This is a genomic window from Usitatibacter palustris, from assembly GCF_013003985.1.
GTDB classification, from domain to species: domain Bacteria; phylum Pseudomonadota; class Gammaproteobacteria; order Burkholderiales; family Usitatibacteraceae; genus Usitatibacter; species Usitatibacter palustris.
Map to the genome: position 1 here is coordinate 2361903 of NZ_CP053073.1, position 25883 is coordinate 2387785.

Here is a 25883-nt window from a genome sequence, read left to right on the forward strand (position 1 = left end):
GAGCGGTGATGCCACAAGCCTCCCGCGACCTTCGACAGCGATGGGTGGGGGGCGAGAGGGGGCGTGACCGATCGCTGCAGAACCACGTTGCGCAAGGAATCTCGAGCGACATATGAAGTAGCGAGATCGATCCTTTTCCCGACGTAGTGGGCTCCCCCGGGTCGACCCCCACCCATCGATGGCGGAGGTCGCGGGAAGAAAGCGAACTAGTCTTTCCGAGGGATAACGATGTCGAACGTACCGCGGAGCTTCGCGCCGGAATCCTTGGGCGCATCGGTGAGCTTCACGGTGACGAGCTCCGCGTTGGCACCGAGGCTGCGATACAGCCCGTCGCCGTCGTTGCCCGGCATGCCATAGACGAACATTTCAGAGGCCAATACTTCCTTCCCGTCGTCCTTCACGAGGAAGTGGATATGCGCCGTGCGGCCGGGGTACGGAACCGGCTTGATCGTGCGCAACTTGTAGCGGCCATCCGCGTCCGTCGTGACCGCGGCGAAACCCTGGAAGTTGGCGTCGCCGCCCGTGGCGCCGGTGTTGAGGTAGATCCCGTCGGCGTCGGATTGCCAGAACTCGAGGCGAAGCCCCGCCTGCGGCTGGCTCTTGCGATTCATCACCGTCCCGGTGATGTCCGTGACCACGCCGGTGGCCGGGTTATCGCGGCCGGCGACGCGCGTCATGTCCCAATCGGAATCGGTCGGGAAGATCTTGGGATACTGCGGGCCGGCCGTCAGCTTCGGCGTGGCGGGGCGATACGTTTCCGCGGCAACGGCGGGGGCTGCCACCAGCGGCCAGGCCGCGGCGATGCCCAGGGCCTTCAATACCCGACGGCGCTCCGGTCGGTCAGTCATGGGATTTCCCTTTCTTGTTGGTCGCGCCAGTATCGCATTGGGGCCCCGCGTTCGAGAATGGGCCGAAAGTCGCGGGATGTTGCGGGCAACGTCACCCGAAGGGCGCCGCGCTCGTCGGTGCGATGCAAGGTGATCCCCCGCTCGCGGTAGCGCGCGACCACCGCGGGATGCGGATGCCGGAAGCGATTGCGGTAGCCGAGCGAAACCACGGCGTCGGCGGGCTGCACCGTATCGAGGAATGCCGAAGACGAGGATGTCTTCGAGCCATGGTGCGGAACGAGCAGCACGTCCGATGCAAGCCGCGCGCCGAACCGGGCCACCATCTCCACTTCGCTCCTCGCCTCGATGTCACCCGTGAGCAGCATCGAAGCGCCGCGTGTGGCTACGCGAAGCACGCAGCTGCGGTCGTTCTCGCGCCGCGCATTGCTGCCGGCCGCCGGATGCATCACCTCGAAGTCCACCCCGTCCCACGTCCAACGCAGCCCTGCTTCACAAATGCGCGAGATGCCGACGCGACGGTGCAGCGCATCGCCGGCCGCGAGCGGCGAGAGAAGCCACGAAGGCGCGCGCGCATCCGCGACGGCTCGCGCTCCACCATAGTGATCGTCGTCGTCATGCGAGATCGCGAGCGCATCGAGCCGCCTCACGCCCTCGCCCCGAAGGAACGGAATGACGATGCGACCGCCTGAATCGGAGCCTGCGCTCCATGCCGGACCGGCGTCATAGGCGAGCGCGTGCGTGGCGGTGCGCACGACGATCGCGAGGCCGTGCCCTACATCGAGAACGTCCACCCACGCTTCCCCCGCTGACGGGCCGGGCGGAACGACCGCGAACAACGGCACCATCCAAACGGCGCCGAGCGAACGCAAGGGGATGCCCCGTGGTGCCAGCAGCCAGGCGCATCCCACGAGCGCCGCGGCGACCGTCCACGGTTGCGGTGCATGGCTTTCAAGGACCGCGCCGGGCCACGACGCGAGCGCCTCGAGCGGAACCATCAGCGCCGCGAAGAGCGCGTGGGCGGAGGCGAGCAGGATCGTGGAATCAAGGAACGCGCCCGCGAGCGCCACGGGCACGACGGCAAACGTCACCACGGGAATGGCGAGCGCGTTGGCGAGCGGCGAAACCAGCGACACCTCCTGGAAGAGCGCGATGAGCATCGGCAACATCGCGACCGTGACCGCCAGTTGCTCGAGCGCGGCGCCGCGCAATCGACCCGGCGTTCCCGTGCGCAACGAGAGCACGTAGAAGATCGCGGCCACCGCGCCGAACGACAGCCAGAAGCCGGGTGCGAGCGCGGCCCAGGGATCGATGGCGACCACGCAGATCGCGGCGAAGGCGAGCACGCGCGATGGCGATCCGTGGCGATTCGCGAGGACGCAGGCCGCGATCGCCGCGAGCATCACGCAGGTGCGCTGGGCGGGCAGCCCGTAGCCCGCGAGCAGCGAGTACGCCACGGCCGCGAGCACCGAGGCGATCACGCCGGCCTTGCGCGCCGGCAGCCACAACGGCAAGCGCGGTACTTGCACCCAGAGGAACGCGACGAGTGCATACGCAAGGCCGCCGAGCATCGTGATGTGCAGCCCCGAGATGCTCACGAGGTGCCCGACGCCGGTCCGCCAGAACGTGCGCCAGTCATCCGGATCGATCGCGTCCTGGTCGCCGATCACGAGGGCGACGAGCACGCCCGCGAAGCGGCGATCCTCGAGGCGCGTGCGCATCGACTCGCGGATCTCGCCGCGCCAGCGATGCAGGGTCTGCGGCCATCCATCGACGCGGGCATCCAACCGTTGAGCGCGCGGCTTTGCGCGCACGTAGCCCGTCGCACGAATGCCGCGTTCGAGCGCCCAGGCCTCGAAGTCGAAGCCATGGCGATTCCCGAGACCGCGCGGGCGCTTGAGCCGCACGGTGAAGCGCCACCGCTCGCCGGCCACGACCGCGGGCAACCCGCCCTCCTCCGCGTACCAACCCAATGACACGAGGCGCGGCACCGTCGCGCCTTCGGAATGAACCTCCTCGACGGCGAAGGTGAAGCGCACCGCGCGATCGCCCGGCTGCGGCAACCCCGCGATCACGCCGGTCACCTCGATGTCACGCCCTTCCCACGCGAACGGCAACGCTTCGGCAACACGAGTCTCGGCGCGCCACGCGGCGTAGCCGTACCCGATCAGCACGCCCGCGACAAGCAGCAAAGCCCTACGCGCGGTCAGCGATCGGACCACGCACGTTGCCAGCAATGGCGCACCCGCCAGCAACAGCGCGTTCCAGTGCGGAAGCACGAATTCCCGCTGCAACAGGGCTGCGCCGAGAACGAAGCCGAGAGCCAGGAGTCGCACGGTAGAATCCCAACGCGGCTGCGCCATCCGCCGACGACATGCTCAAACAAAAACTCAGCAAGTGGCTTCCCGATCCCGACACCATCCGCGACTCGAAATGGCTTCGGTGGTGCGCGCCGCTCTTGACCCATCCGCGCCTGTGGCACATGCATCGCCAGGCCGTGGCGCTGGGCGTGTCGATCGGGTTGGTCACCGGCCTCATTCCCGGACCGGTGCAGATGCTGCTCGCAGTACTCATCGCGATTCCGCTGCGCGCCAACATCCCCGCGGCGATCTTCACGACGCTCTACACGAACCCCTTCACGTTCGTGCCGCTGTACATCCTCGCGTACAACATCGGCCGCGTCGTCACCGGTGACAGCACGCCGCTCGCCATGCCCCACGAGATCGAGTGGAGCTGGGCGGGCATGGTCGACCTCTTTCCGGGTCTCGTGCGCTGGCTTGCCTCGATGGGCGACACGCTGATCATCGGTCTGGCCATCCAGGCCGTGCTGTTCGCGGTCGTCGGCTACTTCGCCACGCGCGTGCTGTGGCGCGTGATCGTCACCTGGGCGTGGCGCCGCCGCTGGAAAGTTCGAAACAAACGCGACGCCGCCGCGTGACCACGCCGCGCTACTGGACGGAAGCCAAGCTCGCGCTCGCCAAGCGCGACAAGGTCCTGCGCAAGATCATGAAGGCGCACCCGGATGCGAGCCTGCGCTCGCGAGGCGATGCGTTCCAGACGCTGGCGCGCTCGATCGTCGGCCAGCAGATCTCCGTGAAGGCGGCGCAGAGCGTGTGGGACCGGTTCGCGGCCTCGGTGGGTACCGTCACGCCGGAGCTCGTCGTGATCCACGCGGACGAAGCGTTGCGCACCTGTGGCCTCTCGCGCGCGAAGGCGGTCTACGTGAAGGACCTCGCGCATCACTTCCACGCGGGCCTCCTCAACCCGCGTCGGTGGCCGCGCATGGGTGACGAAAAGATCATCGAGGATCTCGTGCGCGTGAAGGGCATCGGCCGCTGGAGCGCCGAGATGTTCCTGCTCTTCCATTTGATGCGTCCCGACGTGCTGCCTGTTGGCGACCTGGGACTCCAACGCGCGATGGAAAAGCTCTACAACGGCGGCGATCCCCTCACGCGCGACGAAATGCGCGAGATCGGCGCCCCCTGGCGCCCCTACAGCACGGTCGCGACCTGGTATCTCTGGCGTTCGCTCGATCCCGTCGCTGTCGAGTACTGAGACTTTCATCCCGGGACGTTCGGTGAATGGACGCGGGGTCGCCGAGGCCCCACGATGGGCCCTCCTCGCCCTGGGGAAAGGATCCTTCATGTACCGACGCCTCCTGCTCGCCTTCGCCGCTCTCCTCGCCGTCACCACCCTCTGCGCGCAGCCCCTCAACTGGGGAAAGATGCCCGGCAGCGGCAATGACATCGGCATCGGACCCAAGGGAGACGTCTGGGTCATCGGCACGGATCCGGTGCCCGGCGGCTTCGGCATCTATCGGCTCGACGGCGAGAACTGGACGAAGATCCCGGGCGGCGCCACGCGCATCAGCGTGGGTCCCGACGGCCCGTGGGTCACCAACAGCGAGGGCGCGATCTTTCGCTGGAATGCCAAGGCAAACAGCTGGGAAAAGATGCCCGGCGCCGCGTGGGACATCGGCGTGGGCGCCAACGGCGTGGTGTGGGTGATCGGCACCAACAAGGAACCGGGCGGCTACGGCATCTATCGCTTCAATCCCGCCAAGAACAACTGGGACAAGGTGCCCGGCAGCGCCGTGCGCATCGCGGTCGACCCGAAGGGCCAGCCCATCGTCGTGAACCTGACCGGCGAGATCTACATCATGCCCTCCGGACCCTTCCCCATCTTCGTGAAGGTCCCGGGTGCCGCCCGCGACATCAGCATGGGCGCCGACGGCTCGATGTACTACGCCGGGACCGATGGCGGCGTGTACCAGTGGGCCCGCAACAACAACTGGATCAAGCGCGACGGCGTCCTCGAGAGCATCGCCGTCGATCCCAAGGGCCAGCCCTGGGGCGTGAATGCCGCCAAGGAGATCTTCGCAGCGGGCCATGGCGCGCCGCCGCCCGTGGCCGGTGACGTGACACCGAAGCTCGAGAAGCTCGGCATCGCCAACAACACCCGCTTCGCCAACAAGATCTACGCGCGCAACCCCTGGGACATGAAGGCGTTCCGCAACAAGATCTACATCGGCAGCGGCAACAGCAACAACGAAGGCCCGGACCCGAACGCGGGACCCGTGGATGTCACGTACTTCGATCCGGCTGCGAACAAGTTCGGTTCCGAGTGGCAGGTCAACGACGAGCAGATCGACGCCTTCCGCATCGCGGGCAGCACCCTGATGATCCCGGGCCACGATCCGCGCGAGGACTGGCGGAAGGGCAACTTCTATCGCAAGTCCGGTGATGCGTGGCAGGAAGTGCGCACGGTAGCCAACACCATCCACATGTACGACATCACCGAGCGCACCGAGGCGCAGGCCACGACGCTGGGCTCCGTCGACAGCAAGGCCTTCGGGAACAAGTTCCTCTTCGCCGCGATCGCGACACCCACCACCGCGGCCGTGGCCGTCTCCGCCAACAACGGCAGCTCGTGGGTGACGTATCCCCTCGTCGAGGCCATCGGCGCACGCGCGCGCACGTTCCTGCACACGCCCGCCGGAGTGTGCGTGTCGTTCCACATCAACCCCAACTACAAGAACGTGAACGCCGTGATCGGTGGCATCTTCGGCAGCTCCGCGCCGAGGAAGACCGATGCCTTCATGGTGACTTCGAAGGGCGTGCAGTGGATCGACTCGAAGCTCTTCCCGGGCCTCACGACGCCCTACCTCTTCGCGGCCAAGCCCGTGCAGTTCAACGGCGAGGCCTACTACTTCGCCGCGTACGCGCCGATCGACCACAACTGGAAGTCGGACGGCTTCTTTGCCACCAAGGACTGCAAGACCGCGCGGCGGGCCAACGTGCCGGGCCGGTGGTTTCATCACGCGGTGGTCGATGGCGGCAAGCTGTACGTCGTGACTTCGGACGAGGAATACGGCGGCCGCAGGAACCGGGTGTTCGCCTCGACCGACGGAACCACGTTCAAGCCCGTGTTCAGCTTCGCGAACAAGGGCTTCGCGCGCTCGTTCGCGATCCTCAACGGGGACTTCTACTTCGGCATCGGCAGCGAAGCGGAAGCGCCGCACCCGGAAACGGGTGCGATCCTTCGGCTGAAGGCCGCGGACGTCCCGAAGTAACTGTCAGGCGGCGCCGACACGCGGCTTCGCGCGCGTCCGATGGGCGCAGGCGAGTCGCGTCCCCACAGTGATGCTTCCCACACAACAGGAGGAAGCCATGGCCCGCGCCCACCCAGCCACCCCCGATGCGATCGAGTTGCTGAAAGCCGACCACGCGGAAGTGAAGGAGCTCTTCGAGGAGTTCAAGAAGCTCCAGGAATCCGACGAGGAAGGCACCGAGGACCTGAAGCAAGCCTTGATGGACGCCGTGTGCTCGGCCCTCAAGGTCCACACGCAGATCGAGGAGGAAATCCTCTATCCCGCCGCCCGTGCGGTCCTGCCCGATGAAGAGGACCTGATGAACGAGGCCGACGTCGAGCATGCGGGCGCGAAGGACCTGATCGCGCAGATCGAGGCGTCCAGCGCCTACGATGCGATGACCTGCGCGAAATTCCTGGTGCTCGCCGAGCAGATCGACCATCACGTCGAGGAAGAGCACACCGACATGTTCCCGAAGCTTCGCAAGTCCACGATGGACACGAAGGCGATCGGCGTGAAGCTCGCCGCACGCAAGGAAGAGCTCACGGCGGAAATGGAAAAGGCCATCGCGGAGGCACCGGAAGGGCTGCGCCCCTCGATGCCTCCCAAGGACGGCGGCCGGCCGCTGCGCGGCTAGCTACTTCCTGGGGCGCTTCTTCGGCGGGGGGACTTTTCCTCCCGCCGCCCTCGCCTCCGAGAGACCGATCGCAATGGCCTGCTTGCGGCTCGTCACCTTCTTGCCGGAACGGCCGCTGCGCAGCGTTCCTTTCTTGCGCTCGTGCATCGCCATTTCAACTTTTTCCGCCGCCTTCTTGCCGTATCGGGCCATGGTCGCTCCTTGTCGAGGTACGCACTCGGTCCCACCTTCTTCGCGCGATTCGCGGCACACGGCTGTCGGCCGACCGCGCGACATGGTGTCGCCAAGGCTCCGACATACGCGGGCATGGAGCTTGCAGCGCTGGCCCGACGAACTGGAGATCCGATGACGACGCCTTCAACGCCGTTGCGCTTTTCGAGCGACGCACAGCCCGGCTACGCGCGTATCCGGCGCGGGGAGCGCTTTGCCTACCGCGATTCCCGCGGCCGTGCCGTCCGCGATGCCGAGGCGATCCTGCGCATCCGCTCGCTCGCGATCCCTCCGGCGTGGACCGATGTCTGGATCAGCCCCGACGAGCGCGGCCACCTGCAGGCCACGGGCCGCGATGCCCGCGGACGCAAGCAGTATCGCTATCACCCGCACTATCGCGCCGAGCGCGAGGCCGGCAAGTTCAGCCACCTGCGCGAATTCGGCGAGGCGCTCCCCGCCATCCGCGCGCAGGTTCGCGCCGATCTCGCGCGCGACGGAATGCCCCGCGAGAAGGTGCTTGCGATCCTCGTGCAGTTGCTCGAGCGCACCGCGATCCGCGTAGGCAGCGAGAAGTACGTGCGCGCGAATGATTCCTTCGGCCTCACCACGTTTCGCAACAAGCACGTGAAGGTTCGCGGGCCGCGCATCGAGTTCGACTTCCGCGGCAAAGGCGGCAAGGCGCACCGCATCGCGATCGACGATCCGCGCCTCGCGCAACTCGTGCGCCGGTGCCGCGACCTGCCCGGCTATGAGCTCTTCCAATACGTCGATGAATCCGGCGTGCGCCGCTCGATCGGCTCCGACGACGTGAACGAATACCTGCGCGACATCTCCGGTGCCGAGATCACCGCCAAGGTCTTCCGGACCTGGATCGGCAGCGTGTGCGCCGCGTGCGCCCTCGCGCGCGCGCCCGACCCGCTTGCCCGCGCAGCGCTCACCGGTGCGATCGAACGGGCCTCGGCGTTGCTCGGCAACACGCCCACGATCTGCCGCAAGAGCTACATCCACCCCTCCGTGCTCGTACCGGCGGACTGGGTGCCGCGCCTGCCGGCCCGGCGCAAGCGCCACCCCGGCCTGAGCGCCGACGAGGCCTTGCTGATGAACGCGCTGGCGATCGCGGAAGAATCTGCAAAGCCGCGCAAGCCGAAGGCCCGGAACTACAAAGCGTCGCGCCGGCGTTCCGCGGAACCCGCGCGGGCCTGACGCGGACCAACCTTCATGCCTCGCGCGATCTGGAAAGGTGCCATCACATTCGGGCTCGTCCACGTGCCGGTCGGCGTCTATCCGGCCGCGACGAGCGAAGGCCTGGACTTTGACTGGCTCGACGAGCGCGACCTCTCGCCCGTGGGCTACAAGCGCGTGAACAAGTCCACCGGCCGCGAGGTGCCGCGCGAAAAGATCGTGAAGGGCCTCGAACACGCGAAAGGTCAGTACGTCGTCATCTCCGACAAGGAAATCAAGTCGGCCAACGTGAAGGCCACCCAGACGATCGACATCGTCGCGTTCGTCGAGACCGACGCCGTCGGCCCGGCCTGGTTCGACACGCCCTACTTCCTGGCACCCGACAAGCGCGGCGAGAAGGTCTATTCGCTGCTGCGGGAAACGCTGCGCAAGGAAGACAAGGTCGGGATCGCCTACGTCGTGCTCCACACCAAGCAGCACCTCGCGATGCTGCGGGTCGAAGGCAATGCGCTGATGATGATCACGCTGCGGTGGGCGAGCGAGATGCGCGAAGCCACCGGCCTGGGCCTGCCCACGGCCCGGCCGTCGCTGCGACCCAACGAGCTCAAGATGGCCGCGCAGCTTGTGAAGGACATGACCGAGCCGTGGAAGCCCGAGAAGTACAAGGACCGGTTCCGCGCCGACATCCTCGCGCTGGTGAAGAAGAAAGTCGCGAAGGGGCAGGTCGCGGAAGTCGCCGAGCCCAAAGGCGATCAGCCCGCGGCGGCCAGCAACGTGGTCGACCTGATGGCATTGCTCAAGGAGAGTCTTGCGAAGAAGAAGCCGGCCGGCTCGCGCAAACGCGCGGCCTGAAGCCCGCTAGCGCTGCGAAGCCTGGCGGGCGCGGGCCTCTTCCATGGCCTGGCGCATGCGGCGCTCGTAGTCGTCCTGCTGGGCGCGGTTGTGGCGGTCGATGCGCGCGCGTTCCTCGTCGTACTCCTTCTGGCGAAGGTACTGCTTCTGGCGCTCGACTTCGCGCTGCGCGGCCGCGCGGTCCTCGGCCTCCTGGCGGCGCGCGCGCTCTTCGGCGTAGCGCTGGTCGTAGGCGGACCGCGAATCTACCGGTTGCGGACGGTCGGCATGGCGTTGCTGCGCATCGGTGGCGTTGCGCCACCGGTCGTACTCGGCGCGCTCGCGCTGGACGCGATATTGCTCGTTGCGCTGGCGCTGCTCCTCGGCCGACGCGTCACGGCGGGCCTGCGAATCCTTGAAGCGCTCCTCTTCGAGCGCCACCTGCTTTTCCATGCGGTCACGCTCGAGCGAGAGGCGCTCCTGCTCGATGCGCAGCTTGTCCTTCTCGCGCGAACGCTCGACCATCAGGCCACCCAGGCCGATGGCCACGACGCCGACGAGGATCGAGGCAAAGACGACGTTCGAGTTGCGCCACTTGCCCCCCGTGGGCTCCTTGCCGCCACCGCCGGCGAGCCAGGCATCGAGCTTTTCGTCGTAGATGACCCGCTTGGCGTCCACGGTCAGGGTCACGTGGGCTTCCTTGAGCACACGTTCCTCTTCGCGGCGTTGTGCGGCCGTCATGGGGAAGCGCGGATCGTCCAGGGCTTTCATCTTGCCCTCGAAGGCGATCTTCACGAGCTGGGCGCTCGCGCCGCGAGGGATCCCGAGAGCCTGGTAGTGGTCTTGCATGCGTTACATGCCGTGCGCCCGCTGGCGCAGGAACTCATCGCGCGAGCGCTCGAACCGTTTCTGGGAGTCCTCGGCCTGCAGGCGGTAGTAGCGGTCGTGCCGCGCGCGCTCTTCCTCATACTCGCGCTGCGCCACCCAGCGGTTCTGCCGGTCGACTTCCGCCTGGGCGATCTGGCGATCGCGTTGGGCCTGCTGCCGGTCCTGGATTTCGGCATTGCGCTGCGCGTAGTGGGCTTGCAACGCAAACGCCCGGTTCTCGCGCTCGGCGGACCGGACTTGCGCTTCCACCTTGTCCTGCCAGCGCTCCGTCTCGGCGCGCTCGCGCGCCCGCCGGTATTCGTCGCCGGCGTAGGGCTGCAGCACCCGGGCCTCGCGGCGCTGTTCCTGGGAATCCAGGTAACGCATCTCCTGGAGGGCCATTTCGCGGTCCATGCGCTCGCGGTCGATCGACAGGCGCTCGTACTCGAGCATCTGGCGGTCGCGGTCGCGCGACCGCTCGATGAGCTGGGTACCGATACCGAGCGCAACCACGGAAAGCAGGATCGCCGTGAAGCCCCGGTGGGAGTGGGTTTGCTTGGTGTCCCTCATGCGCGGGATTGTACTCCCGCGCCGTTTCAGGCGCTGGCGAGCCGCCCGTCGGTCAGGCGCAGGCGCCTTTGCATGCGGGCGGCCAGGACCGGGTCGTGGGTGACCATGATCAGGGCCGCGCCGTGGCGCTCGTTGAGCCGGAGGATGAGGTCGAAGACGTGCTCGGCGTTCTCGCGGTCGAGGTTGCCGGTCGGCTCGTCGGCCAGGACGCAGGCCGGCTCCGTCACCAGGGCCCGGGCGACGGCCACCCGCTGGCGTTCCCCTCCCGAAAGCTCCCCGGGCCGGTGCTCGACCCGGTGGGACAGGCCCACCTCGGCCAGCATGGCGCGGGCGCGTTCGAGGGCCTCCCGGCTGGGCATGCGCCGGATGGCGAGCGGCATGGCCACGTTCTCCAGCGCGCTGAATTCCGGGAGCAAATGATGGAACTGGTAGACGAAGCCCAGCGCCTTGTTGCGCATGCGGCCCTGCTCGGTCGCGCTGGCCCGCGCGATGTCCTGGCCGAGCAACTGCACGCGGCCGGCCGTCGGGTGGTCGAGGCCGCCGAGGATATGGAGAAACGTGCTCTTGCCCGAACCCGACGCACCGACGATCGCGATCGACTCGCCGCGGCGCACCTCGAGATCCACGGCGGTGAGCACGGGCACGGCGACCGCACCCAGCCCGTAGGTCTTGGCGATCCCCTGGCAGGCGACGACGATCGCGGCGTCATTCATAGCGCAGGGCCTCGGCCGGATTCACGCGGGACGCGCGCCAGCTCGGATAGAGCGTCGCGGCGAATGCAAGCAGCAGCGAGACGACGGCCACGCTCCAGACATCCTGCCAATGCAGGTCCGAGGGCAGCTCGGTGATGTAGTACACCTCCGAGGAGAGGATCTGGAAGTGGAACAGCCGCTCGATCGCCGGCACGACGGTATCCACGTTGAGTGCGAGCGCGATGCCGCCGGCCACACCCAGGAATGTCCCGACCACGCCGATGAGGGTTCCCTGCACGACGAAGATGCGCATGATTTCCCCGGGCGAGGCACCGAGCGTGCGCAGGATCGCGATGTCCGGATGCTTGTCCGTGACCACCATCACCAGCGTCGACACCAGGTTGAAGGCCGCGACCGCGATGATGAGCGTGAGGATGATGAACATCATCCGCTTCTCGATCTGGATGGCACGGAAGTAGTTCGCGTTTTGCTGCGTCCAGTCCGTGAGGTAGGCCTCGACCTTGATGCTCCTGGCGAGTCCCCGCGTGACCTCGGGGGCCTTGTAGAGGTCCTTCAACTTCAGGCGCACGCCGCTCACGCGATCCTCGAGCCGGTAGAGCACCTGCGCGTCGGCGAGGTGGATCATCGCGAGGCCGTTGTCGAACTCGTGGTGGTCCACCCGGAAGATGCCGACCACCGTGAATTGCTTGAGGCGCGGGATGAGGCCGGCGGGCGTGACCTGCCCCTGCGGCGCGATCACGGTCACCTTGTCGCCCACGAGCGCGCGCAGCGAACGCGACAGCCCCACGCCCAGGACGATGCCGAACTCGCCCGGCTTCAGGGCCGCGAGGCTGCCCGCCATCATCTTTCCGCCGATGTCGGCCACTTCGCCCTCGAGCGCGGGATCGATGCCGCGCACGACGACCCCGCGCACCGACTGGCCCGTCGTGAGAAGCCCCTGCCCCATCACGTAGGGCGCTGCACCGACGACTTCGGGATTCTTCTTCGTCTCCGCGGCGATGTCGCTCCAGCCTTCGAGGCCGCGATCGCCGCCGGCGATCTGGACATGCGAGGCCACGCCGAGGATGCGCGCGCGCACTTCCTTCTCGAAGCCGTTCATCACCGACATCACCGTGATGAGCGCGGTGATGCCCAGCGCGATGCCGAGCATCGAGGCGAGCGAGATGAAGGAGATGAAATGGTTGCGTCGCTTGGCGCGGGTGTAGCGCCAGCCGACGAGGAGCTCGAAAGGCTGCAAGTGTGGGGCTCGTTTGTTTCGCTGGATTATCCACGATAATCGGCCAGCAACGACGTATCCGACACCGCCCCGCGCACGAGTTCAACCTTTGCCGCTCACGCTCCTCGTTCCCGACCTGCTCTCCCCGCCCGACGCCCCCGCCGAAATGCGCGGGCTGCGCCTGCCCGGCATCGAGAAATGGCTCGCGCGCTCCACGCTCGCGCGCGTTCCCGCCCGCGGGGGCGATGCCTGGCTCGCCGCCGAGCATGGCCTTGCCGGCGAAGTGCCGCACGCGGCCATTGCGCTCGCGGGGGATGCGGGTCCGCGCGAAGGCACCTGGATGCACGCCGACCCCGTGCACCTGCGCATCAATCGCGACGCCGTCGCGCTGCACGACGCCTCGGTCCTCGATATCGGCGCGCACGAGGCCCGCGATTTCGTCGCCGCCCTGCAGGCGCTGTTTCGCAACGACGCCTTCACGTTCATCGCGCCCGCACCCGATCGCTGGTATGTCTGCATCGACTCACGCCAGGCGCCGAAAACCACCCCGCTTCACGAAGCGATCGGCCGCAACATCTTCGGGTTGCTGCCCGAAGGCAGCGGAACCTTCAACTGGCGCTCGGCGATCACCGAGGCGCAGATGGTTCTCTCCAACCATGAAGCCAACGCTCGCCGCGAGCGCGCGGGCCAGCCCTCCGTGAACAGCGTGTGGTTCTGGGGCGTGGGTGAAACGCCGGCTAACGTGCAACGCCGTTTCCGCCACATTCATGCGGATGCACCGTTTGCCCGCGGTCTGGCGGCGCTGGCAGGATCCGAGTTGCATGCGGTACCCGCGAGCCTTGCCGCCTTGCGCGACGTGACCGCGAACGAAGACACGCTGGTCGTGCTCGATGCGCTCACGCGTCCGCGGCGCGCGGCCAATCTCACCGCGTGGCACGACGCTGCGCGGGAGCTCGATGCGCACTGGTTTGCCGACCTCGGGCAGGCCGCGGCGAATTTCGGTGGGGTGAGGCTCGTGCTGCCCGTCGATGACGCCGTGAAAGTCGCGACCATCTCCCCCGGCGCGCGTTGGCGCTTCTTCACGGCCCGCAAGCCGCTGGGTGCCCATGCCTGAGATCGTCACGCGCTCCGTCGATGAAGCGGCTCGAGCACTGCTCGTGGCCGCCGGCTGCGACAAGCGCCTCGCCCCCTTGTTCGCGGCCCGCGGCGTGCGCGAATACGCCGAGCTCGCATCCACCTTCGATGCGCTGACCCCGCCCGACCGGCTCGCGCACATCGACGAAGCGGCGACATTGCTCGCCGATGGCATCGCGAAGGGCGAGAAGCTGCTGGTCGTCGCCGACTACGACGCCGATGGCGCCACCGCCTGCGCGGTCGCCGTTCGTGCGCTGCGAGCGCTCGGAGCGAAGGTCGACTACATCGTTCCGCATCGCTTCCGCCACGGCTACGGACTCACGCCCGAAGTCGTGCGCGAAGCCGCGGAGCGCAAGCCCGATCTCATCATCACCGTCGACAACGGCATCGCCGCCGTCGCAGGTGTGGAGGAAGCGACGAAGCTCGGCATTCGCGTGCTCGTGACGGACCATCACCTGCCCGGCGACCAGCGCCCCGCGGCAACGTGCATCGTGAATCCGAACCAGGCGGGGTGTGGATTCCCCAGCAAGAACCTCGCGGGCGTGGGCGTGATCTTCTACGTGATGCTCGCGTTGCGCGCCGAGCTCCGGCGCCGCGGCGCATTCGCCGGCACTCCTCCTCCCAATCTCGCGAACCTCCTCGACATCGTGGCGCTGGGCACCGTCGCCGACGTCGTGAAGCTCGATGCCAACAACCGGATCCTCGTGTCGCAGGGCCTCGCGCGCATTCGAGCGGGCAAGGCCTGTCCGGGCATTCGCGCGCTGTTCGAAGTCGCGGGCCGCCCCACGTGGCGTGCGGCCACCTACGACCTGGGCTTCGTCGCCGGCCCCCGCCTCAACGCCGCCGGGCGCATGGACGACATGTCGGTCGGCATCGAGTGCCTGATCACCGACGATCCAGTGCGCGCGAGGCAACTCGCCACGGAGCTCGACCGGCTCAATCGCGAACGCCGCGTGGTCGAGGGCGACATGCAGGAGTCCGCCCTGGCCATGCTCGCGGACATTCCCGAGACCGATGGCTTCACGCTGAGCATCCATCATCCCGACTGGCATGCGGGCGTCGTGGGCATCCTCGCCTCGCGCATCAAGGACCGCTTCCATCGCCCCGTGTTCGCGTTCGCCGCCGATGGCGAAGGAACGCTGCGCGGTTCCGGCCGCTCGATCGCGGGATTTCACCTGCGCGACGCGCTCGACCTCGTCGACAAGCGCAACGCGGGACTGCTCGAGCGCTTCGGCGGGCATGCGGCGGCCGCGGGCGTGACACTCGCCGCCGGCTCCCTCGAACGATTCCGCACGGCCTTCGAATCCGTGGCGCGCGAACTGCTGTCCGTCTCCGATCTCGAGCGCCGCATCGAGACCGACGGCGAGCTTGCCGCGGACGAGAACACGCTGGAGCTCGCGAAGCTGCTGCGCGAGGTTCCCTGGGGACAGGGTTTTCCCGATCCGCGCTTCGTCGGGCGATTCGAAGTGGCCGCCCAGCGCGTCGTCGCCGAGAAGCACGCCAAGCTCACGCTCGTCCAGGGCAAGCACCGTTTCTCCGCGATGCGCTTCGGCTCCGCCGACCCGCTGCCCGCAGCCATCACCGCGGTCTACCGCCTCGACGTGAACGAGTACCAGGGCGCGGAAACGCTGCAGCTCACGCTCGAGCACTGCGAGGACGCGCGTGCAGGTGACGGCTGATGGCGATGCCCGGAAATGGTGTGAACGCGCCCGTTCATGGTGCGTCCCTCGGCCTCTCCAAAAACGCGTCCACCAAAATCCTCGTTTGATGCAAACTGCTTTTCGCAGATTCCGATCGCAGCATCCAATAAATCGAGCAGCCCCCTGGGAGACAGCCATGCCGAAATCGCCTGCCAAACCCTCTCCGATCTACCTTGCCGTCCTCGCCGCGCTCGCCGCTCCCGCCTGGGCGCAGCAAGCCGACAAGCCGCCGGCCGACAAGACGCAGCTGGAGACCGTCACGGTAACCGCCGAGCGACGGTCCGAAAACATCAAGGACGTCCCCAACTCGGTCACCGCGATCAAGGGCGAACTCCTGGACGCGCTCAACTCCGGCGGCCAGGACGTGCGCATGCTCGCGGGCCGGGCGCCCAGCCTCAACATCGAGTCCTCGTTCGGCCGCGCATTCCCGCGCTTCTACATCCGCGGCTTCGGCAACTCGGACTTCGACCTCAACGCCTCGCAGCCCGTCTCGCTGGTGCTCGATGACGTCGTGCAGGAAAGCCCGCTGCTCAAGGGCTTCCCGATGTTCGACGTCGAGCAGATCGAGGTCGTGCGCGGGCCGCAGGGAACGCTCTTCGGGCGCAACTCGCCCGCCGGCGTCGTGAAGTTCGATTCCGTCAAGCCCAGCCAGCTCGCGGAGTCCTACGTGAACCTCGGCCTGGGCTCGTTCTCGGCAGCGAACCTCGAGGGTGCGATCAACGCGCCGATCAATGCCCAGATGGCGGTGCGCCTGTCGATGCAGGTGCAACACCGCGACGACTGGGTCGACAACACGGCCCCGAACCCGAAGAACAGCAAGCTCGAGGGCTACGACGACAACGCCCTGCGCGCGCAATTCCTCTACGCGCCCGACAAGTCTTTCAGCGCGCTCTTCAACCTCCACGGGCGCAAGCTCGAGGGCACGGCGCGTCTCTTCCGCGCCAACATCATCCAGCCGGGCACCAACAACCTCGTCCCGGGCTTCGACGAGGAAAAGATCTCGATCGACGGCCGCAACGAGCAGAACCTCGACTCCTTCGGCGGCAACCTCCGTCTCAAGTGGGACTGGGGCTCGATGGCGCTGACCTCGATCACCGGGTACGAGAAACTCGATTCCTTCAGCCGGGGCGACATCGACGGCGGCTTCGGGGCCTCCTTCGCGCCGCCCATGGGCCCGGGCTTCATCCCGTTCCCGGCGGAATCCGCCGACGGAATGCCCAAGCACAAGCAGCTCACGCAGGAGTTTCGCCTCGAGTCCCGCACCGGCGGAGCGTTCAGCTGGCTCGTGGGCGCGTATTACTTCAATGAAGACGTGAACATCGACAGCTTCAACTACGACACGCTCGCCGGCGGCGTCCAGAACGGCTACGCGTGGCAGAAGCAGGAGAACACGGCCTGGGCGCTCTACGGTTCGGCCAACATGGTCCTGGGCGGAGGGTGGAGTGTGCGCGGGGGCGTGCGCTACACGAAGGACGAGAAGGACTTCTCCGCGCAGCGCACGCAATCGCCGATTGGCGGGGGTGCGACGGGCGTGCTCACGGCAAGCCCCAGCGACAACGACACCTCGGGTGACCTGAGCGTGTCCTATGCCCTCAACAAGGATGTGAACCTCTACGCGCGCTACGCCCGTGGCTTCCGCGCCCCGAGCATCCAGGGGCGCCTGCTCTTCGGCGACACGCTTTCGGTGGCCGGCTCCGAAACCGTCGACTCGTTCGAAGGCGGCATCAAGGGCGACTTCTGGAACAAGCGTGCGCGACTCGCCCTGACCGCCTTCAGCTACGAGGTGAAGAACCAGCAGCTCACCGCGGTCGGCGGCGCGACCAACTTCAACACCCTGATCAACGCGGCGAAGACGGAGGGCCGCGGCGCGGAAATCGACTTCCAGGCGATCCTCGCCGAGAACCTGCTGGTCACGCTGAGCGGCAGCTACAACAAGACGGAGATCCGCGACCCGAACCTGCGCATCGCCCCGTGCGGCGGCGGCTGCACCGTGCTCGATCCCACCAACGGTTCCACGGTGTCAATCGACGGCAACCCGCTGCCCAATGCGCCGAAGAACGTCTACAACTTCACGCTGCGCTACGGTATCCCGCTGGCCAACGGCGAGGCCTACATCTACACCGACTGGGCGTATCGCTCGAAGATCAACTTCTTCCTGTACGAGTCGGTCGAGTTCACGGGCAAGCCGCTCACGGAAGGGGGCCTGCGCGTGGGATACCGCTGGGACCACGGCAAGTACGAGGTCGCGGCCTTCGGTCGCAACATCACCAACGAGATCCAGGTCATCGGCGGCATCGACTTCAACAACCTGACCGGCATGATCAACGAGCCGCGCACGTACGGCGTGCAGTTCAAGGCGATCTTCTGACCCTGGGGACCTGCCGCTCACGCTCGTGTAGCGGCAGGTCCCCCGCCAGCATTGGGAATAACGGGTCCGGCACCTTATAATTGCGGGCTATGGAATCGGACCAGCTCAATCAGATCGAGAACAGCCTCCAGGACCTGGCCGCGCGCGCGGCTGAGCTCCGGAGGTACCTTTGACTACGACACCAAGAAGTCACGGCTCGTAGAAGTCGGCAAGGCCCTCGAAGACCCCGCGGTGTGGAACGACGCCAAGCGGGCGCAGGATCTCGGCAAGGAACGCCGGGCCCTCGAAGACACCGTCGGCACCCTCGAAAAAATCGACACGACCCTCAAGGATTCGTCCGAGCTGTTTGCGCTCGCGAAATCCGAGGCCGATGACGCGACCCTCGTTGGCGTGCGCGGTGATGCACAGGCCGCGCAGAAGCTCGTCGAGGATCTCGAGTTCCGCCGCATGTTCTCCAACCCGATGGACCCGAACCCCTGCTTCATGGACATCAACGCGGGCCAGGGCGGCACGGAAGCGCAGGACTGGTGCTCGATGCTGCTTCGCATGTACCTCAAGTACTGCGACAAGAAGGGCTTCAAGACGGAAGTGCTCGAGGAGAGCGACGGTGAAGTCGCGGGCCTGAAGAGCGCGTCGATCAAGATCACCGGGCCTTACGCTTATGGGTATCTGCGCACCGAGAACGGCGTGCACCGCCTCGTAAGGAAGAGCCCCTTCGATTCCAACGCGCGCCGCCACACATCGTTCGCGAGCGTGTTCGTGTATCCGGAAGTCGATGAGACGATCGAAGTCGAGATCAATCCCGCGGATCTCCGCATCGACACGTATCGCGCGTCGGGTGCGGGCGGCCAGCACGTCAACAAGACGGATTCCGCGGTCCGCATCACGCACTTGCCGACCAACATCGTCGTTGCCTCGCAGAACGACCGCTCGCAGCATCGCAACCGCGCCGAGGCCTTCACGATGCTCAAGGCCAAGCTCTACGAGCTGGAGCTGCGCAAGCAGAACGAAGCCAAGCAGAAGATGGAGGACGCCAAGACCGACATCGGTTGGGGCCACCAGATTCGCAGCTACGTGCTCGACCAGTCGCGCATCAAGGACCTTCGCACCAACCACGAGGTGGGCAATACCCAGTCCGTGCTCGACGGGGACCTCGACGATTTCATCAGTCTCTCGCTGAAACAGGGAGTTTAGGAATGAACCACGCTCTTCGTGCCCTCGCGGTTGCCACCACCCTCGCCTGCTGCGCCGCCTTCGCGCAGCCCGTCGAACCGGTCCTCGCGCAGGTTCGCGCCCACAAGCAGCCCTTCCTCGACACGCTGAAGGACCTGACCGCCATCGAGTCGGGAAGCCGTGACATCGAGGGGCTCGATCGCATTGCCGCGTTGATCGCCGAACGCCTGAAAGCGCTCGGGGGGCAGGTCGAGCTCGTCGCACCCGCCGACGTGTATCGCATGGAAGACACGCCCGAGCAGATCGGCAAGGCGGTTCGTGCCACGTTCAAGGGCAAGGGCACGAAGAAGCTCCTGATGATTGCGCACATGGACACCGTGTACATCAAGGGCATGGGCGAGAAGCAGCCGTTCCGCATCGACGGCGACAAGGCCTACGGACTGGGCATCGCCGACGACAAGCAGGGCATCGCGCTGATCCTGCATGCGATCCGCATCCTCAAGGACACCGGCTTCGAAGAATACGGCACGCTCACCGTGCTCATCAACGGCGACGAGGAAATCAGCTCGCCAGGCCACCGCGCACTGATCACCAGGCTCGGCGCCGAGCACGACGCGACCATGTCGTTCGAAGGCGGCGGCGGTGCCACGCTCGACCAGGTGCGCCTCGCCACGGCCGGCATTGCCGGCGTCACCATCAAGGTGAAGGGCAAGGCGTCGCACGCGGGTTCCGCGCCCGAGCGCGGCGTCAACGCACTCTATGAGCTCTCGCACCAGATCCTGCAGATGAAGGATTTCTCGGATCCGGCGACCGGCCTGAAGATGAACTGGACGACCTCCAAGTCGGGCACGAACCGCAACGTGATTCCCGCCGAGGCCGAAGCCATGGCCGACATTCGCGTGCTCAAGGTTTCGGATTTCGAGGGCATCGAAACGAAGATCCGCGAGAAGGCGAAGACCCAGCTCATTGCCGACGCGAAAGTCGAAGTGGTCTTCGACCGCCGCCGTCCGCCGCTCGAAGCGCCGCCGGCTTCGATCGCCTTCGCGAACCACGCTCAGCAGGTCTACAAGGAACTCGGCAAGAACCTCAACGTCGCGACCGTGAGCACCGGCGGCGGGACGGACGCCGCCTTCGCCGCGCTGCGCACGAAGAACTCGGTGGTCGAAGGCTTCGGCCTGCGGGGCTTCGGCGCCCACTCGAACGACGCCGAGTACATCTTCATCGACAGCATCGAGCCGCGGCTCTACCTCGCCGTGCGCATGATCATGGACTTCGCCCGCGGAAAGGTTGCAGCGCAATGACCGACAAGAACGAGAACAACGCCGCGCCGCCGCCGCAGGACGAAAACCAGATCGTCGCGGAGCGCCGCGCCAAGCTCGCCAAGGTGCGCGAAGGCGGCCAGGCGTTCCCGAACGACTATCGCCGCGACCACCTCGCCGCGGATCTCCAGCGCGAGCACTGCGACAAGGCCAAGGAAGTCCTCGAAGTCGAGAAGCCCGTGGCGAAGATTGCCGGCCGCATGCTTCTCAAGCGCGTGATGGGCAAGGCTTCGTTCGCCACGCTGCAGGACATGAGCGGGCGCATCCAGATCTACGTCACCAACGACGTGACCGGGGTCGAGACGCACGACGCGTTCAAGCATTGGGATCTGGGTGACATCCTCGGCGCGGAAGGCACGCTCTTCCGGACGCGCACGGGCGAGCTCACGATCCAGGTGACGAAGCTGCGGCTCCTCTCGAAGGCCCTGCGCCCGCTGCCCGAGAAGTTCCACGGCCTCACCGACATGGAGAGCCGCTATCGCCAGCGGTACGTGGACCTCATCGTCAATCCGGAGTCGCGCGAAGTCTTCGTGAAGCGCTCGAAGCTCGTGCAGTCGATCCGCCAGTTCTTCGTCGACCGCGGCTACCTCGAGGTCGAGACGCCGATGATGCAGCCCATCCCGGGCGGCGCCGCGGCCAAGCCCTTCGTCACGCACCACAACGCGCTCGACATGCAGTTGTACCTGCGCATCGCGCCGGAGCTGTACCTCAAGCGCCTCGTCGTCGGCGGCCTCGAGAAGGTCTTCGAGATCAACCGCAACTTCCGCAACGAAGGCATCTCGACCCGGCACAACCCCGAGTTCACGATGCTCGAGTTCTACGAGGCCTACCGGGACTACCACTACCTGATGGACCTCACCGAGGAACTGCTGCGAGAGTGCGCCGCGAAGGTCCTTGGCACGACGACCCTTTCGTACCAGGGCGAGACGATCGACCTCGCGAAGAAGTTCGACCGCCTCACGATGGCCGAGGCGATCGCCAAGTACAACCCGGAGCACTCGGCCGCCGACCTCGCGAAGCCCGAGTACCTGCGCGCCGCGCTGAAGAAGCACGATGCGAAGGTGTTCGAAACCGATGGCCTCGGTCTCCTGCAGCTGAAGCTCTTCGAAGCGACGACCGAATCGAAGCTCATCCAGCCCACGTTCATCGTCGCGCACCCGACCGACGTCTCGCCGCTCGCGCGAGCGAACGACGCGAACCCGGCGGTCACCGATCGCTTCGAGCTCATAATCACCGGCCGCGAAATGGCCAACGGCTTCTCGGAGCTGAACGATCCCGAGGACCAGGCGGCGCGCTTCAACGCGCAGGCGAAGGCCAAGGACGCGGGTGACGAGGAAGCGATGTACTACGACGCTGACTACGTCCGCGCGCTCGAGTACGGCCTGCCGCCGACCGCCGGCGAAGGCATCGGCATCGACCGCCTCGCGATGCTGTTCACCGACAGCCCGTCGATCCGCGATGTGATACTTTTCCCGCAGTTGAAATCCGAATAGACCGGAGACCCACCATGAAAAAGACTTTCGCTGCCCTCGCCTCCCTCGCCTTCGCCGTGTCGCTGGCGCCCGACGCCCTCGCCGGCTGCAAGAACTGCGGAACGATCACCGACGTCAAGGAGATCAAGAAGGAAGGAGAAGGCTCGGGTGCGGGCGCCGTTGTCGGCGGCGTGCTCGGCGGCGTGCTCGGCCATCAGGTCGGTAGCGGACGCGGCAACACGGCGGCCACGGTCGTCGGCGCAGGCGCCGGCGCCTATGCGGGCCACCAGGTGGAGAAGAACCAGAAGTCGACGACGAGCTACCAGGTCGTCATCAAGATGCAGGAAGGCAGCAAGGACCGCTACTTCAACTTCAAGGAAAAGCCGAGCTGGAAGGTGGGCGACGAAGTCGAGATCGTCGACGGCAAGATGACACGCCCGAAGAAATGATGACGCCGAAGACGACTCCCGTCGTCTGAGGTGTCGTCATCCCGAGGTCCCGAGGGATCTGCTTTTCAGCCCGAGACCGCCCGGGCCTCCAGGTCGTGTTCGGAGGCCCGAGTCACTTTCACGCGCAGGAAATCGCCGGGCTTCGCGCCCTTGGCGCCCTTCACCTGCACGATCCCGTCGATCTCCGGAGCATCCGCGCTGCTCCGCGCGTAGGCGACGGCCCCTTCGACTGAATCGACCAGCACGTCGAGCGTGCGGCCGACCTTCTCGGCCAGGCGCTGGCGGCTGATCTCGCCCTGCACTTCCATGAACCGCGCGCGGCGCTCTTCGCGCAGCGCCTCGGGCACCGGGTCGGGAAGATCGTTGGCGCGCGCGCCCTCGACGGGCGAATACGCAAAGCAACCGACGCGATCGAGCCGCGCCTCGCGCAGGAACGCGAGCAGCTCCTCGAATTCCGCTTCGGTCTCGCCGGGGAACCCCACGATGAACGTGGAGCGCAGCGTGATCTCCGGACAGGCTTCGCGCCACGCGTGGATCCTCTCCAGGTTTTTCTCGGAGGATGCAGGACGCTTCATGAGCTTGAGGATCCTCGGGCTCGCGTGCTGGAAAGGCACGTCGAGATAGGGAAGGATCTTGCCGTCGGCCATGAGGGGGATCACCTCGTCGACGTGCGGATAGGGATACACGTAGTGCAGGCGCACCCAGATGCCCAGCGTCGCGAGCGCCTGGCACAGCTCCGTCATGCGCGTGCGCACGGGCTTGCCGCCCCAGAAGCCGGTGCGGTACTTCACGTCCACGCCGTACGCGCTCGTGTCCTGCGAGATCACGAGCAACTCCTTCACGCCACTCTTCGCGAGCGCTTCGGCTTCCGTGAGCACGTCGCCCACGGGGCGGCTCACGAGATCGCCGCGCATCGAGGGAATGATGCAGAACGTGCAGCGGTGATTGCAGCCTTCGGAAATCTTGAGGTACGCGTAGTGGCGCGGCGTGAGCTTCACGCCGGCCGGCGGCACGAGGTCCACGAACGGATCGTGCGGCTTGGGTAGATGCGCGTGCACCGCGGTCATCACTTCGTCGCGCGCGTGCGGACCGGTGACGGCCAGCAGGTTCGGGAAGGTGTCGCGAACGATCGTGCCCTTCGCACCCAGGCAGCCCGTCACGATGACCTTGCCGTTTTCCGCGAGCGCTTCGCCAATCGCCTCGAGCGATTCCTCGACCGCGGAATCGATGAAGCCGCAGGTGTTCACGACGACGAGGTCGGAGCCCTCGTACGTCGGCGCGATCTCGTAGCCTTCGGCGCGCAGCTGGGTGAGGATCTGCTCGGAATCGACCAGCGCCTTCGGGCAGCCGAGCGAAACGAAGCCGACCCGGGGCGCGCTCTTCACTTCTTCTTCGCGCGGGGTTTCTTCGCTGCCGCCGCACGGGCGGGCTTCGCCGCCGGAGCCTTCGCCGCGGCAGCCGCCGCTTCTTCGCCGGCGTTCGCGTACGGGAACCCGGAGAAGAGCTTCAGCGCCTGGCGGCGCAGTTCTTCCTGCATGTCGATCACGGCCTGAGCGCCCTTCTCGAGATAGCCGCCCATCGCCGCGGGAATCGGCGGCGTACCGGACATGATCTGGCTCCACGCTTCGGTGGGCGCTTTCGGCACTTCGCCGTAGAGCGAGGTCGCCTGCTCCTGGAAGCGCTTCTGCGCCTCGTGGAACGTGTGGATCGAGCGCTCGAGGTAGGAGCCCATGAGGCCCTGCATCGAATGGCCGTAGTAGCGAATGATGTTGGCGAGCATCCCCGTGGAGAACATCGGCACGCCGCCCGATTCCTCCTCGAGGATGATCTGCAGCAGGATCGCGCGCGTGAGGTCTTCGCCCGTCTTCGCGTCCTGCACCAGGAACTCGCGGTACGCCAGGACGAGATCCTTCACTTCGGCCAGCGTGATGTAGGCCGAGGTCTCGGTGTCGTAGAGACGGCGATTGGGGTACTTCTTGATGATCCGGGGAGAGGCCATGGGTTTTTTCCTCTGGGATGCTGCGCTACATCAATTCGCGCTTGTGCGGAAGCGCATGCGACCGGCGATGTGGCAATCCAAGTGCTTCATTTTATTACAGTTTGAGCGATTGCGGCAGCGCATGGCACGGACCCTGATGCAGCGCACCATTTATGGCTTGACAGGGGGGCCTCCCATTCCTAGAATGAAATTGTTGCGGCGCACCATCCGTATCGATACCACGGCGCTGAAAGTGCCGGGATCCGCGACGAAACGAACCGACTGGAGAAGCTGCCCGTGAACACGCCCTATACCGAATTCAGCCGCGCCGCGGTGGAATCCGCCACGCGCCTCTCGAAGCTCTCGCTCGCCAGCGCCGAGCGCATGATCGCGCTGCAGGTCGGGTTCGCGAAGGAATCCATCGCCCAGGCCACGAACAGCGCGCAGACCGTTGCCGCCGCCAAGGATGTGCAGGAGCTGCTCGCCATGCGTGCGCTCGCCGTTGAGTCCGCGATGGAGCGCTTCGCCGGCTACTCGCGCACCCTGTTCGAAGTCGCCGCCGAAACGCAGTCGGAGTTCGCGAAGCTCGCCGGGGAACGCATTGCCGGCCTGCAGCAAGCCGCGACCACCACCGTCGGCACCGCCGTGAAGGCCACTGCCGCGGTCCGCAAGACCACTCGCGCGAAGAAGAGGAAATAATCCGCGCACCGAATTCAAGTCTCCTCCTCCTTTATCGCAAGTCCCCAAGATTTGGATAAAGGTTCAAACCCAGGCCTCGTGCCTGGGTTTTTTTTTGAAAGGCGCATGAAATGAAAACGACCAAGAGAGTCGCGCTCGTCACCGGAGGTGTCGGTGGCATCGGTACCGCCATCTGCCGCAAGCTCGCGGCCGACGGCCTGTTCGTCGTCGCGAACTATGCGATCCCCGGTACCGAAGAGGCGTGGAAGCGCGCCATGGCAGCCGCGGGGCTGGACAACACGAGCGTCGCCCTCGCCTTCGGCGACGTCACCGACTTCGAGACGATGGGCTCGATGGCCCGCCAGATCCAGGCCGACCACGGCCCGGTCTCGGTGCTGGTGAACTGCGCGGGCATCACGCGCGACACCACCTTCCGCAAGATGACGCCCGAGCATTGGCACCAGGTGATCGACACCAACCTCACGAGCGTCTTCAACGTGACGCGCCACGTGATCGAAGGGATGTGCGAGCGCGGCTGGGGCCGGGTCGTGAACATCTCGTCGGTGAATGCGATCCGCGGGCAGTTCGGGCAGTGCAACTACGCGGCGGCCAAGGCGGGGATTCTCGGCTTCACGAAGTCGCTCGCACAGGAAGTCGTGAAGAAGGGCGTGACGGTGAATGCGGTTTCACCCGGCTACGTACAGACCGACATGGTGATGGCGATCCGCGAAGACGTTCGCGAGCAGATCATCGCGCAGATCCCCGCGGGCCGGATGGCGATGCCCGACGAGGTCGCCGATTCCGTCGCCTTCCTCGCCTCCGACAAGGCGGCCTACATCACCGGCACCAACCTCTCCGTTAACGGCGGCCTGCATATGTACGCCTAGAGCTTCTGTTACAAACCACCAATGGGGACAGTCCCCATTGCTGCTAGACTCCCGCGCTTCTCAA

At 66.4% G+C, this 25883-nt stretch carries 25 protein-coding genes; 16 read left to right on the forward strand and 9 right to left on the reverse strand.

Annotated elements, in window-relative coordinates; genetic code table 11:
• Positions 1 to 206 precede the first annotated feature (206 nt).
• Positions 207 to 848 (reverse strand): dioxygenase family protein, encoded by a 642-nt coding sequence (locus DSM104440_RS11525; protein WP_171162739.1) that lies wholly within the window; start codon positions 846 to 848, stop codon positions 207 to 209.
• Positions 845 to 3181 (reverse strand): DNA internalization-related competence protein ComEC/Rec2, encoded by a 2337-nt coding sequence (locus DSM104440_RS11530; RefSeq protein ID WP_171162741.1) that lies wholly within the window; start codon positions 3179 to 3181, stop codon positions 845 to 847. Before DSM104440_RS11530 ends, DSM104440_RS11525 begins: the two co-directional genes overlap by 4 nt.
• A gap of 38 nt (positions 3182 to 3219) precedes the next feature.
• On the opposite strand from DSM104440_RS11530, the gene DSM104440_RS11535 reads away from it, so the two are divergent.
• The 4 genes from DSM104440_RS11535 (at position 3220) to DSM104440_RS11550 (ending at position 7072) form a co-directional block, all read left to right on the forward strand.
• Entirely contained in the window at positions 3220 to 3783 is a 564-nt protein-coding gene (locus tag DSM104440_RS11535) for a DUF2062 domain-containing protein (RefSeq protein WP_171162743.1), read from the forward strand.
• Positions 3780 to 4400, forward strand: a complete 621-nt coding sequence (locus DSM104440_RS11540) for a DNA-3-methyladenine glycosylase family protein (protein WP_246211980.1) — start codon at positions 3780 to 3782, stop codon at positions 4398 to 4400. The genes DSM104440_RS11535 and DSM104440_RS11540 overlap by 4 nt, the downstream gene beginning before the upstream one ends.
• A gap of 88 nt (positions 4401 to 4488) precedes the next feature.
• Positions 4489 to 6417, forward strand: coding sequence for a tectonin domain-containing protein (locus DSM104440_RS11545; RefSeq protein WP_171162745.1), 1929 nt, complete (start codon positions 4489 to 4491; stop codon positions 6415 to 6417).
• Between the two features lie 97 nt (positions 6418 to 6514).
• Positions 6515 to 7072 carry a hemerythrin domain-containing protein gene (locus DSM104440_RS11550; protein WP_171162754.1) on the forward strand — a complete coding sequence of 186 codons (558 nt, stop codon included), beginning with the start codon at positions 6515 to 6517 and terminating at the stop codon, positions 7070 to 7072.
• Here DSM104440_RS11550 and DSM104440_RS11555 read toward each other — a convergent pair whose 3' ends face one another.
• The gene (locus tag DSM104440_RS11555; protein WP_171162756.1) at positions 7073 to 7264 is read right to left on the reverse strand and encodes a DUF6496 domain-containing protein; all 192 of its coding nucleotides are present in this window, start codon (positions 7262 to 7264) and stop codon (positions 7073 to 7075) included. It abuts the gene before it with no gap.
• Positions 7265 to 7417: 153 nt separating this feature from the next.
• Here DSM104440_RS11555 and DSM104440_RS11560 point away from each other — a divergent pair, with 153 nt between their 5' ends.
• On the forward strand, positions 7418 to 8485 hold the full coding sequence (locus DSM104440_RS11560) for a DNA topoisomerase IB (protein WP_171162758.1): 1068 nt from the start codon (positions 7418 to 7420) through the stop codon (positions 8483 to 8485).
• A 15-nt stretch (positions 8486 to 8500) separates the two neighbouring features.
• Positions 8501 to 9316, forward strand: coding sequence for a non-homologous end joining protein Ku (gene ku / locus DSM104440_RS11565; protein WP_171162760.1), 816 nt, complete (start codon positions 8501 to 8503; stop codon positions 9314 to 9316).
• Between the two features lie 6 nt (positions 9317 to 9322).
• Here ku and DSM104440_RS11570 read toward each other — a convergent pair whose 3' ends face one another.
• Genes DSM104440_RS11570 through DSM104440_RS11585 form a run of 4 tightly spaced genes read right to left on the reverse strand, consistent with a single transcriptional unit; the run spans position 9323 to position 12682 of the window.
• On the reverse strand, positions 9323 to 10144 hold the full coding sequence (locus DSM104440_RS11570; protein WP_171162761.1) for a hypothetical protein: 822 nt from the start codon (positions 10142 to 10144) through the stop codon (positions 9323 to 9325).
• Between the two features lie 3 nt (positions 10145 to 10147).
• Positions 10148 to 10732, reverse strand: a complete 585-nt coding sequence (locus tag DSM104440_RS11575) for a cation:proton antiporter (RefSeq protein ID WP_171162764.1) — start codon at positions 10730 to 10732, stop codon at positions 10148 to 10150.
• A gap of 26 nt (positions 10733 to 10758) precedes the next feature.
• A complete protein-coding gene (gene lolD, locus DSM104440_RS11580; RefSeq protein WP_171162765.1) occupies positions 10759 to 11445 on the reverse strand; it encodes a lipoprotein-releasing ABC transporter ATP-binding protein LolD in 687 nt (228 codons plus the stop codon).
• Entirely contained in the window at positions 11438 to 12682 is a 1245-nt protein-coding gene (locus DSM104440_RS11585) for a lipoprotein-releasing ABC transporter permease subunit (protein ID WP_171162767.1), read from the reverse strand. The genes lolD and DSM104440_RS11585 overlap by 8 nt, the downstream gene beginning before the upstream one ends.
• An 88-nt stretch (positions 12683 to 12770) precedes the next feature.
• Between DSM104440_RS11585 and DSM104440_RS11590 the strand changes: the two genes are divergently transcribed.
• From DSM104440_RS11590 to DSM104440_RS11620, 7 genes are all read left to right on the forward strand, one after another.
• Complete coding sequence (locus tag DSM104440_RS11590) at positions 12771 to 13775, forward strand: hypothetical protein (RefSeq protein ID WP_171162770.1); 1005 nt, start codon at positions 12771 to 12773, stop codon at positions 13773 to 13775.
• Positions 13768 to 15474: a single-stranded-DNA-specific exonuclease RecJ gene (gene recJ / locus DSM104440_RS11595; protein WP_171162771.1), complete on the forward strand. Its 1707-nt coding sequence runs from the start codon at positions 13768 to 13770 to the stop codon at positions 15472 to 15474. The genes DSM104440_RS11590 and recJ overlap by 8 nt, the downstream gene beginning before the upstream one ends.
• Positions 15475 to 15631: 157 nt before the next feature.
• On the forward strand, positions 15632 to 17863 hold the full coding sequence (locus DSM104440_RS11600; protein ID WP_171162773.1) for a TonB-dependent receptor: 2232 nt from the start codon (positions 15632 to 15634) through the stop codon (positions 17861 to 17863).
• A gap of 89 nt (positions 17864 to 17952) precedes the next feature.
• Positions 17953 to 19057 (forward strand): peptide chain release factor 2 gene (gene prfB / locus DSM104440_RS11605; protein ID WP_212758050.1). Its coding sequence is split into 2 segments (ribosomal slippage): positions 17953 to 18033 and positions 18035 to 19057, totalling 1104 coding nucleotides; the frame shifts between segments, so codons are not numbered across the junction.
• A gap of 2 nt (positions 19058 to 19059) precedes the next feature.
• Entirely contained in the window at positions 19060 to 20337 is a 1278-nt protein-coding gene (locus DSM104440_RS11610) for a M20/M25/M40 family metallo-hydrolase (RefSeq protein ID WP_171162775.1), read from the forward strand.
• A complete protein-coding gene (gene lysS / locus DSM104440_RS11615; protein ID WP_171162777.1) occupies positions 20334 to 21848 on the forward strand; it encodes a lysine--tRNA ligase in 1515 nt (504 codons plus the stop codon). The genes DSM104440_RS11610 and lysS overlap by 4 nt, the downstream gene beginning before the upstream one ends.
• A gap of 14 nt (positions 21849 to 21862) precedes the next feature.
• Positions 21863 to 22276: a glycine zipper 2TM domain-containing protein gene (locus tag DSM104440_RS11620; RefSeq protein WP_171162779.1), complete on the forward strand. Its 414-nt coding sequence runs from the start codon at positions 21863 to 21865 to the stop codon at positions 22274 to 22276.
• A gap of 65 nt (positions 22277 to 22341) precedes the next feature.
• On the opposite strand, the gene rimO is transcribed toward DSM104440_RS11620, so the two are convergent.
• A complete protein-coding gene (gene rimO / locus DSM104440_RS11625) occupies positions 22342 to 23661 on the reverse strand; it encodes a 30S ribosomal protein S12 methylthiotransferase RimO (protein WP_171162781.1) in 1320 nt (439 codons plus the stop codon).
• Positions 23658 to 24275 carry a polyhydroxyalkanoate synthesis repressor PhaR gene (gene phaR / locus DSM104440_RS11630; protein ID WP_171162783.1) on the reverse strand — a complete coding sequence of 206 codons (618 nt, stop codon included), beginning with the start codon at positions 24273 to 24275 and terminating at the stop codon, positions 23658 to 23660. The genes rimO and phaR overlap by 4 nt, the downstream gene beginning before the upstream one ends.
• On the opposite strand from phaR, the gene DSM104440_RS11635 reads away from it, so the two are divergent.
• The 3 genes from DSM104440_RS11635 to phbB all read left to right on the forward strand — a co-directional run bounded on the left by DSM104440_RS11635 (position 24274) and on the right by phbB (position 25819).
• On the forward strand, positions 24274 to 24555 hold the full coding sequence (locus DSM104440_RS11635) for a hypothetical protein (RefSeq protein WP_171162785.1): 282 nt from the start codon (positions 24274 to 24276) through the stop codon (positions 24553 to 24555). The genes phaR and DSM104440_RS11635 overlap by 2 nt on opposite strands.
• Positions 24552 to 24953: a phasin family protein gene (locus tag DSM104440_RS11640; protein ID WP_171162787.1), complete on the forward strand. Its 402-nt coding sequence runs from the start codon at positions 24552 to 24554 to the stop codon at positions 24951 to 24953. Before DSM104440_RS11635 ends, DSM104440_RS11640 begins: the two co-directional genes overlap by 4 nt.
• A gap of 110 nt (positions 24954 to 25063) precedes the next feature.
• Positions 25064 to 25819: an acetoacetyl-CoA reductase gene (gene phbB / locus DSM104440_RS11645; RefSeq protein WP_171162789.1), complete on the forward strand. Its 756-nt coding sequence runs from the start codon at positions 25064 to 25066 to the stop codon at positions 25817 to 25819.
• Positions 25820 to 25883 lie beyond the last annotated feature (64 nt).

Excerpts from the sequence above, each read along its gene's own strand:
- DSM104440_RS11575 (WP_171162764.1), bottom strand. The coding sequence starts at position 10,732 with ATGAGGGACACCAAGCAAACCCACTCCCACCGGGGCTTCACGGCGATC.
- lolD (WP_171162765.1), bottom strand. The coding sequence starts at position 11,445 with ATGAATGACGCCGCGATCGTCGTCGCCTGCCAGGGGATCGCCAAGACC.
- DSM104440_RS11535 (WP_171162743.1), top strand. The coding sequence starts at position 3,220 with ATGCTCAAACAAAAACTCAGCAAGTGGCTTCCCGATCCCGACACCATC.
- DSM104440_RS11635 (WP_171162785.1), top strand. The coding sequence starts at position 24,274 with ATGGGTTTTTTCCTCTGGGATGCTGCGCTACATCAATTCGCGCTTGTG.
- DSM104440_RS11560 (WP_171162758.1), top strand. The coding sequence starts at position 7,418 with ATGACGACGCCTTCAACGCCGTTGCGCTTTTCGAGCGACGCACAGCCC.
- DSM104440_RS11570 (WP_171162761.1), bottom strand. The coding sequence starts at position 10,144 with ATGCAAGACCACTACCAGGCTCTCGGGATCCCTCGCGGCGCGAGCGCC.
- DSM104440_RS11525 (WP_171162739.1), bottom strand. The coding sequence starts at position 848 with ATGACTGACCGACCGGAGCGCCGTCGGGTATTGAAGGCCCTGGGCATC.
- phaR (WP_171162783.1), bottom strand. The coding sequence starts at position 24,275 with ATGGCCTCTCCCCGGATCATCAAGAAGTACCCCAATCGCCGTCTCTAC.
- ku (WP_171162760.1), top strand. The coding sequence starts at position 8,501 with ATGCCTCGCGCGATCTGGAAAGGTGCCATCACATTCGGGCTCGTCCAC.
- DSM104440_RS11620 (WP_171162779.1), top strand. The coding sequence starts at position 21,863 with ATGAAAAAGACTTTCGCTGCCCTCGCCTCCCTCGCCTTCGCCGTGTCG.
- DSM104440_RS11610 (WP_171162775.1), top strand. The coding sequence starts at position 19,060 with ATGAACCACGCTCTTCGTGCCCTCGCGGTTGCCACCACCCTCGCCTGC.
- DSM104440_RS11550 (WP_171162754.1), top strand. The coding sequence starts at position 6,515 with ATGGCCCGCGCCCACCCAGCCACCCCCGATGCGATCGAGTTGCTGAAA.
- lysS (WP_171162777.1), top strand. The coding sequence starts at position 20,334 with ATGACCGACAAGAACGAGAACAACGCCGCGCCGCCGCCGCAGGACGAA.
- phbB (WP_171162789.1), top strand. The coding sequence starts at position 25,064 with ATGAAAACGACCAAGAGAGTCGCGCTCGTCACCGGAGGTGTCGGTGGC.
- DSM104440_RS11600 (WP_171162773.1), top strand. The coding sequence starts at position 15,632 with ATGCCGAAATCGCCTGCCAAACCCTCTCCGATCTACCTTGCCGTCCTC.
- DSM104440_RS11555 (WP_171162756.1), bottom strand. The coding sequence starts at position 7,264 with ATGGCCCGATACGGCAAGAAGGCGGCGGAAAAAGTTGAAATGGCGATG.
- DSM104440_RS11545 (WP_171162745.1), top strand. The coding sequence starts at position 4,489 with ATGTACCGACGCCTCCTGCTCGCCTTCGCCGCTCTCCTCGCCGTCACC.
- recJ (WP_171162771.1), top strand. The coding sequence starts at position 13,768 with ATGCCTGAGATCGTCACGCGCTCCGTCGATGAAGCGGCTCGAGCACTG.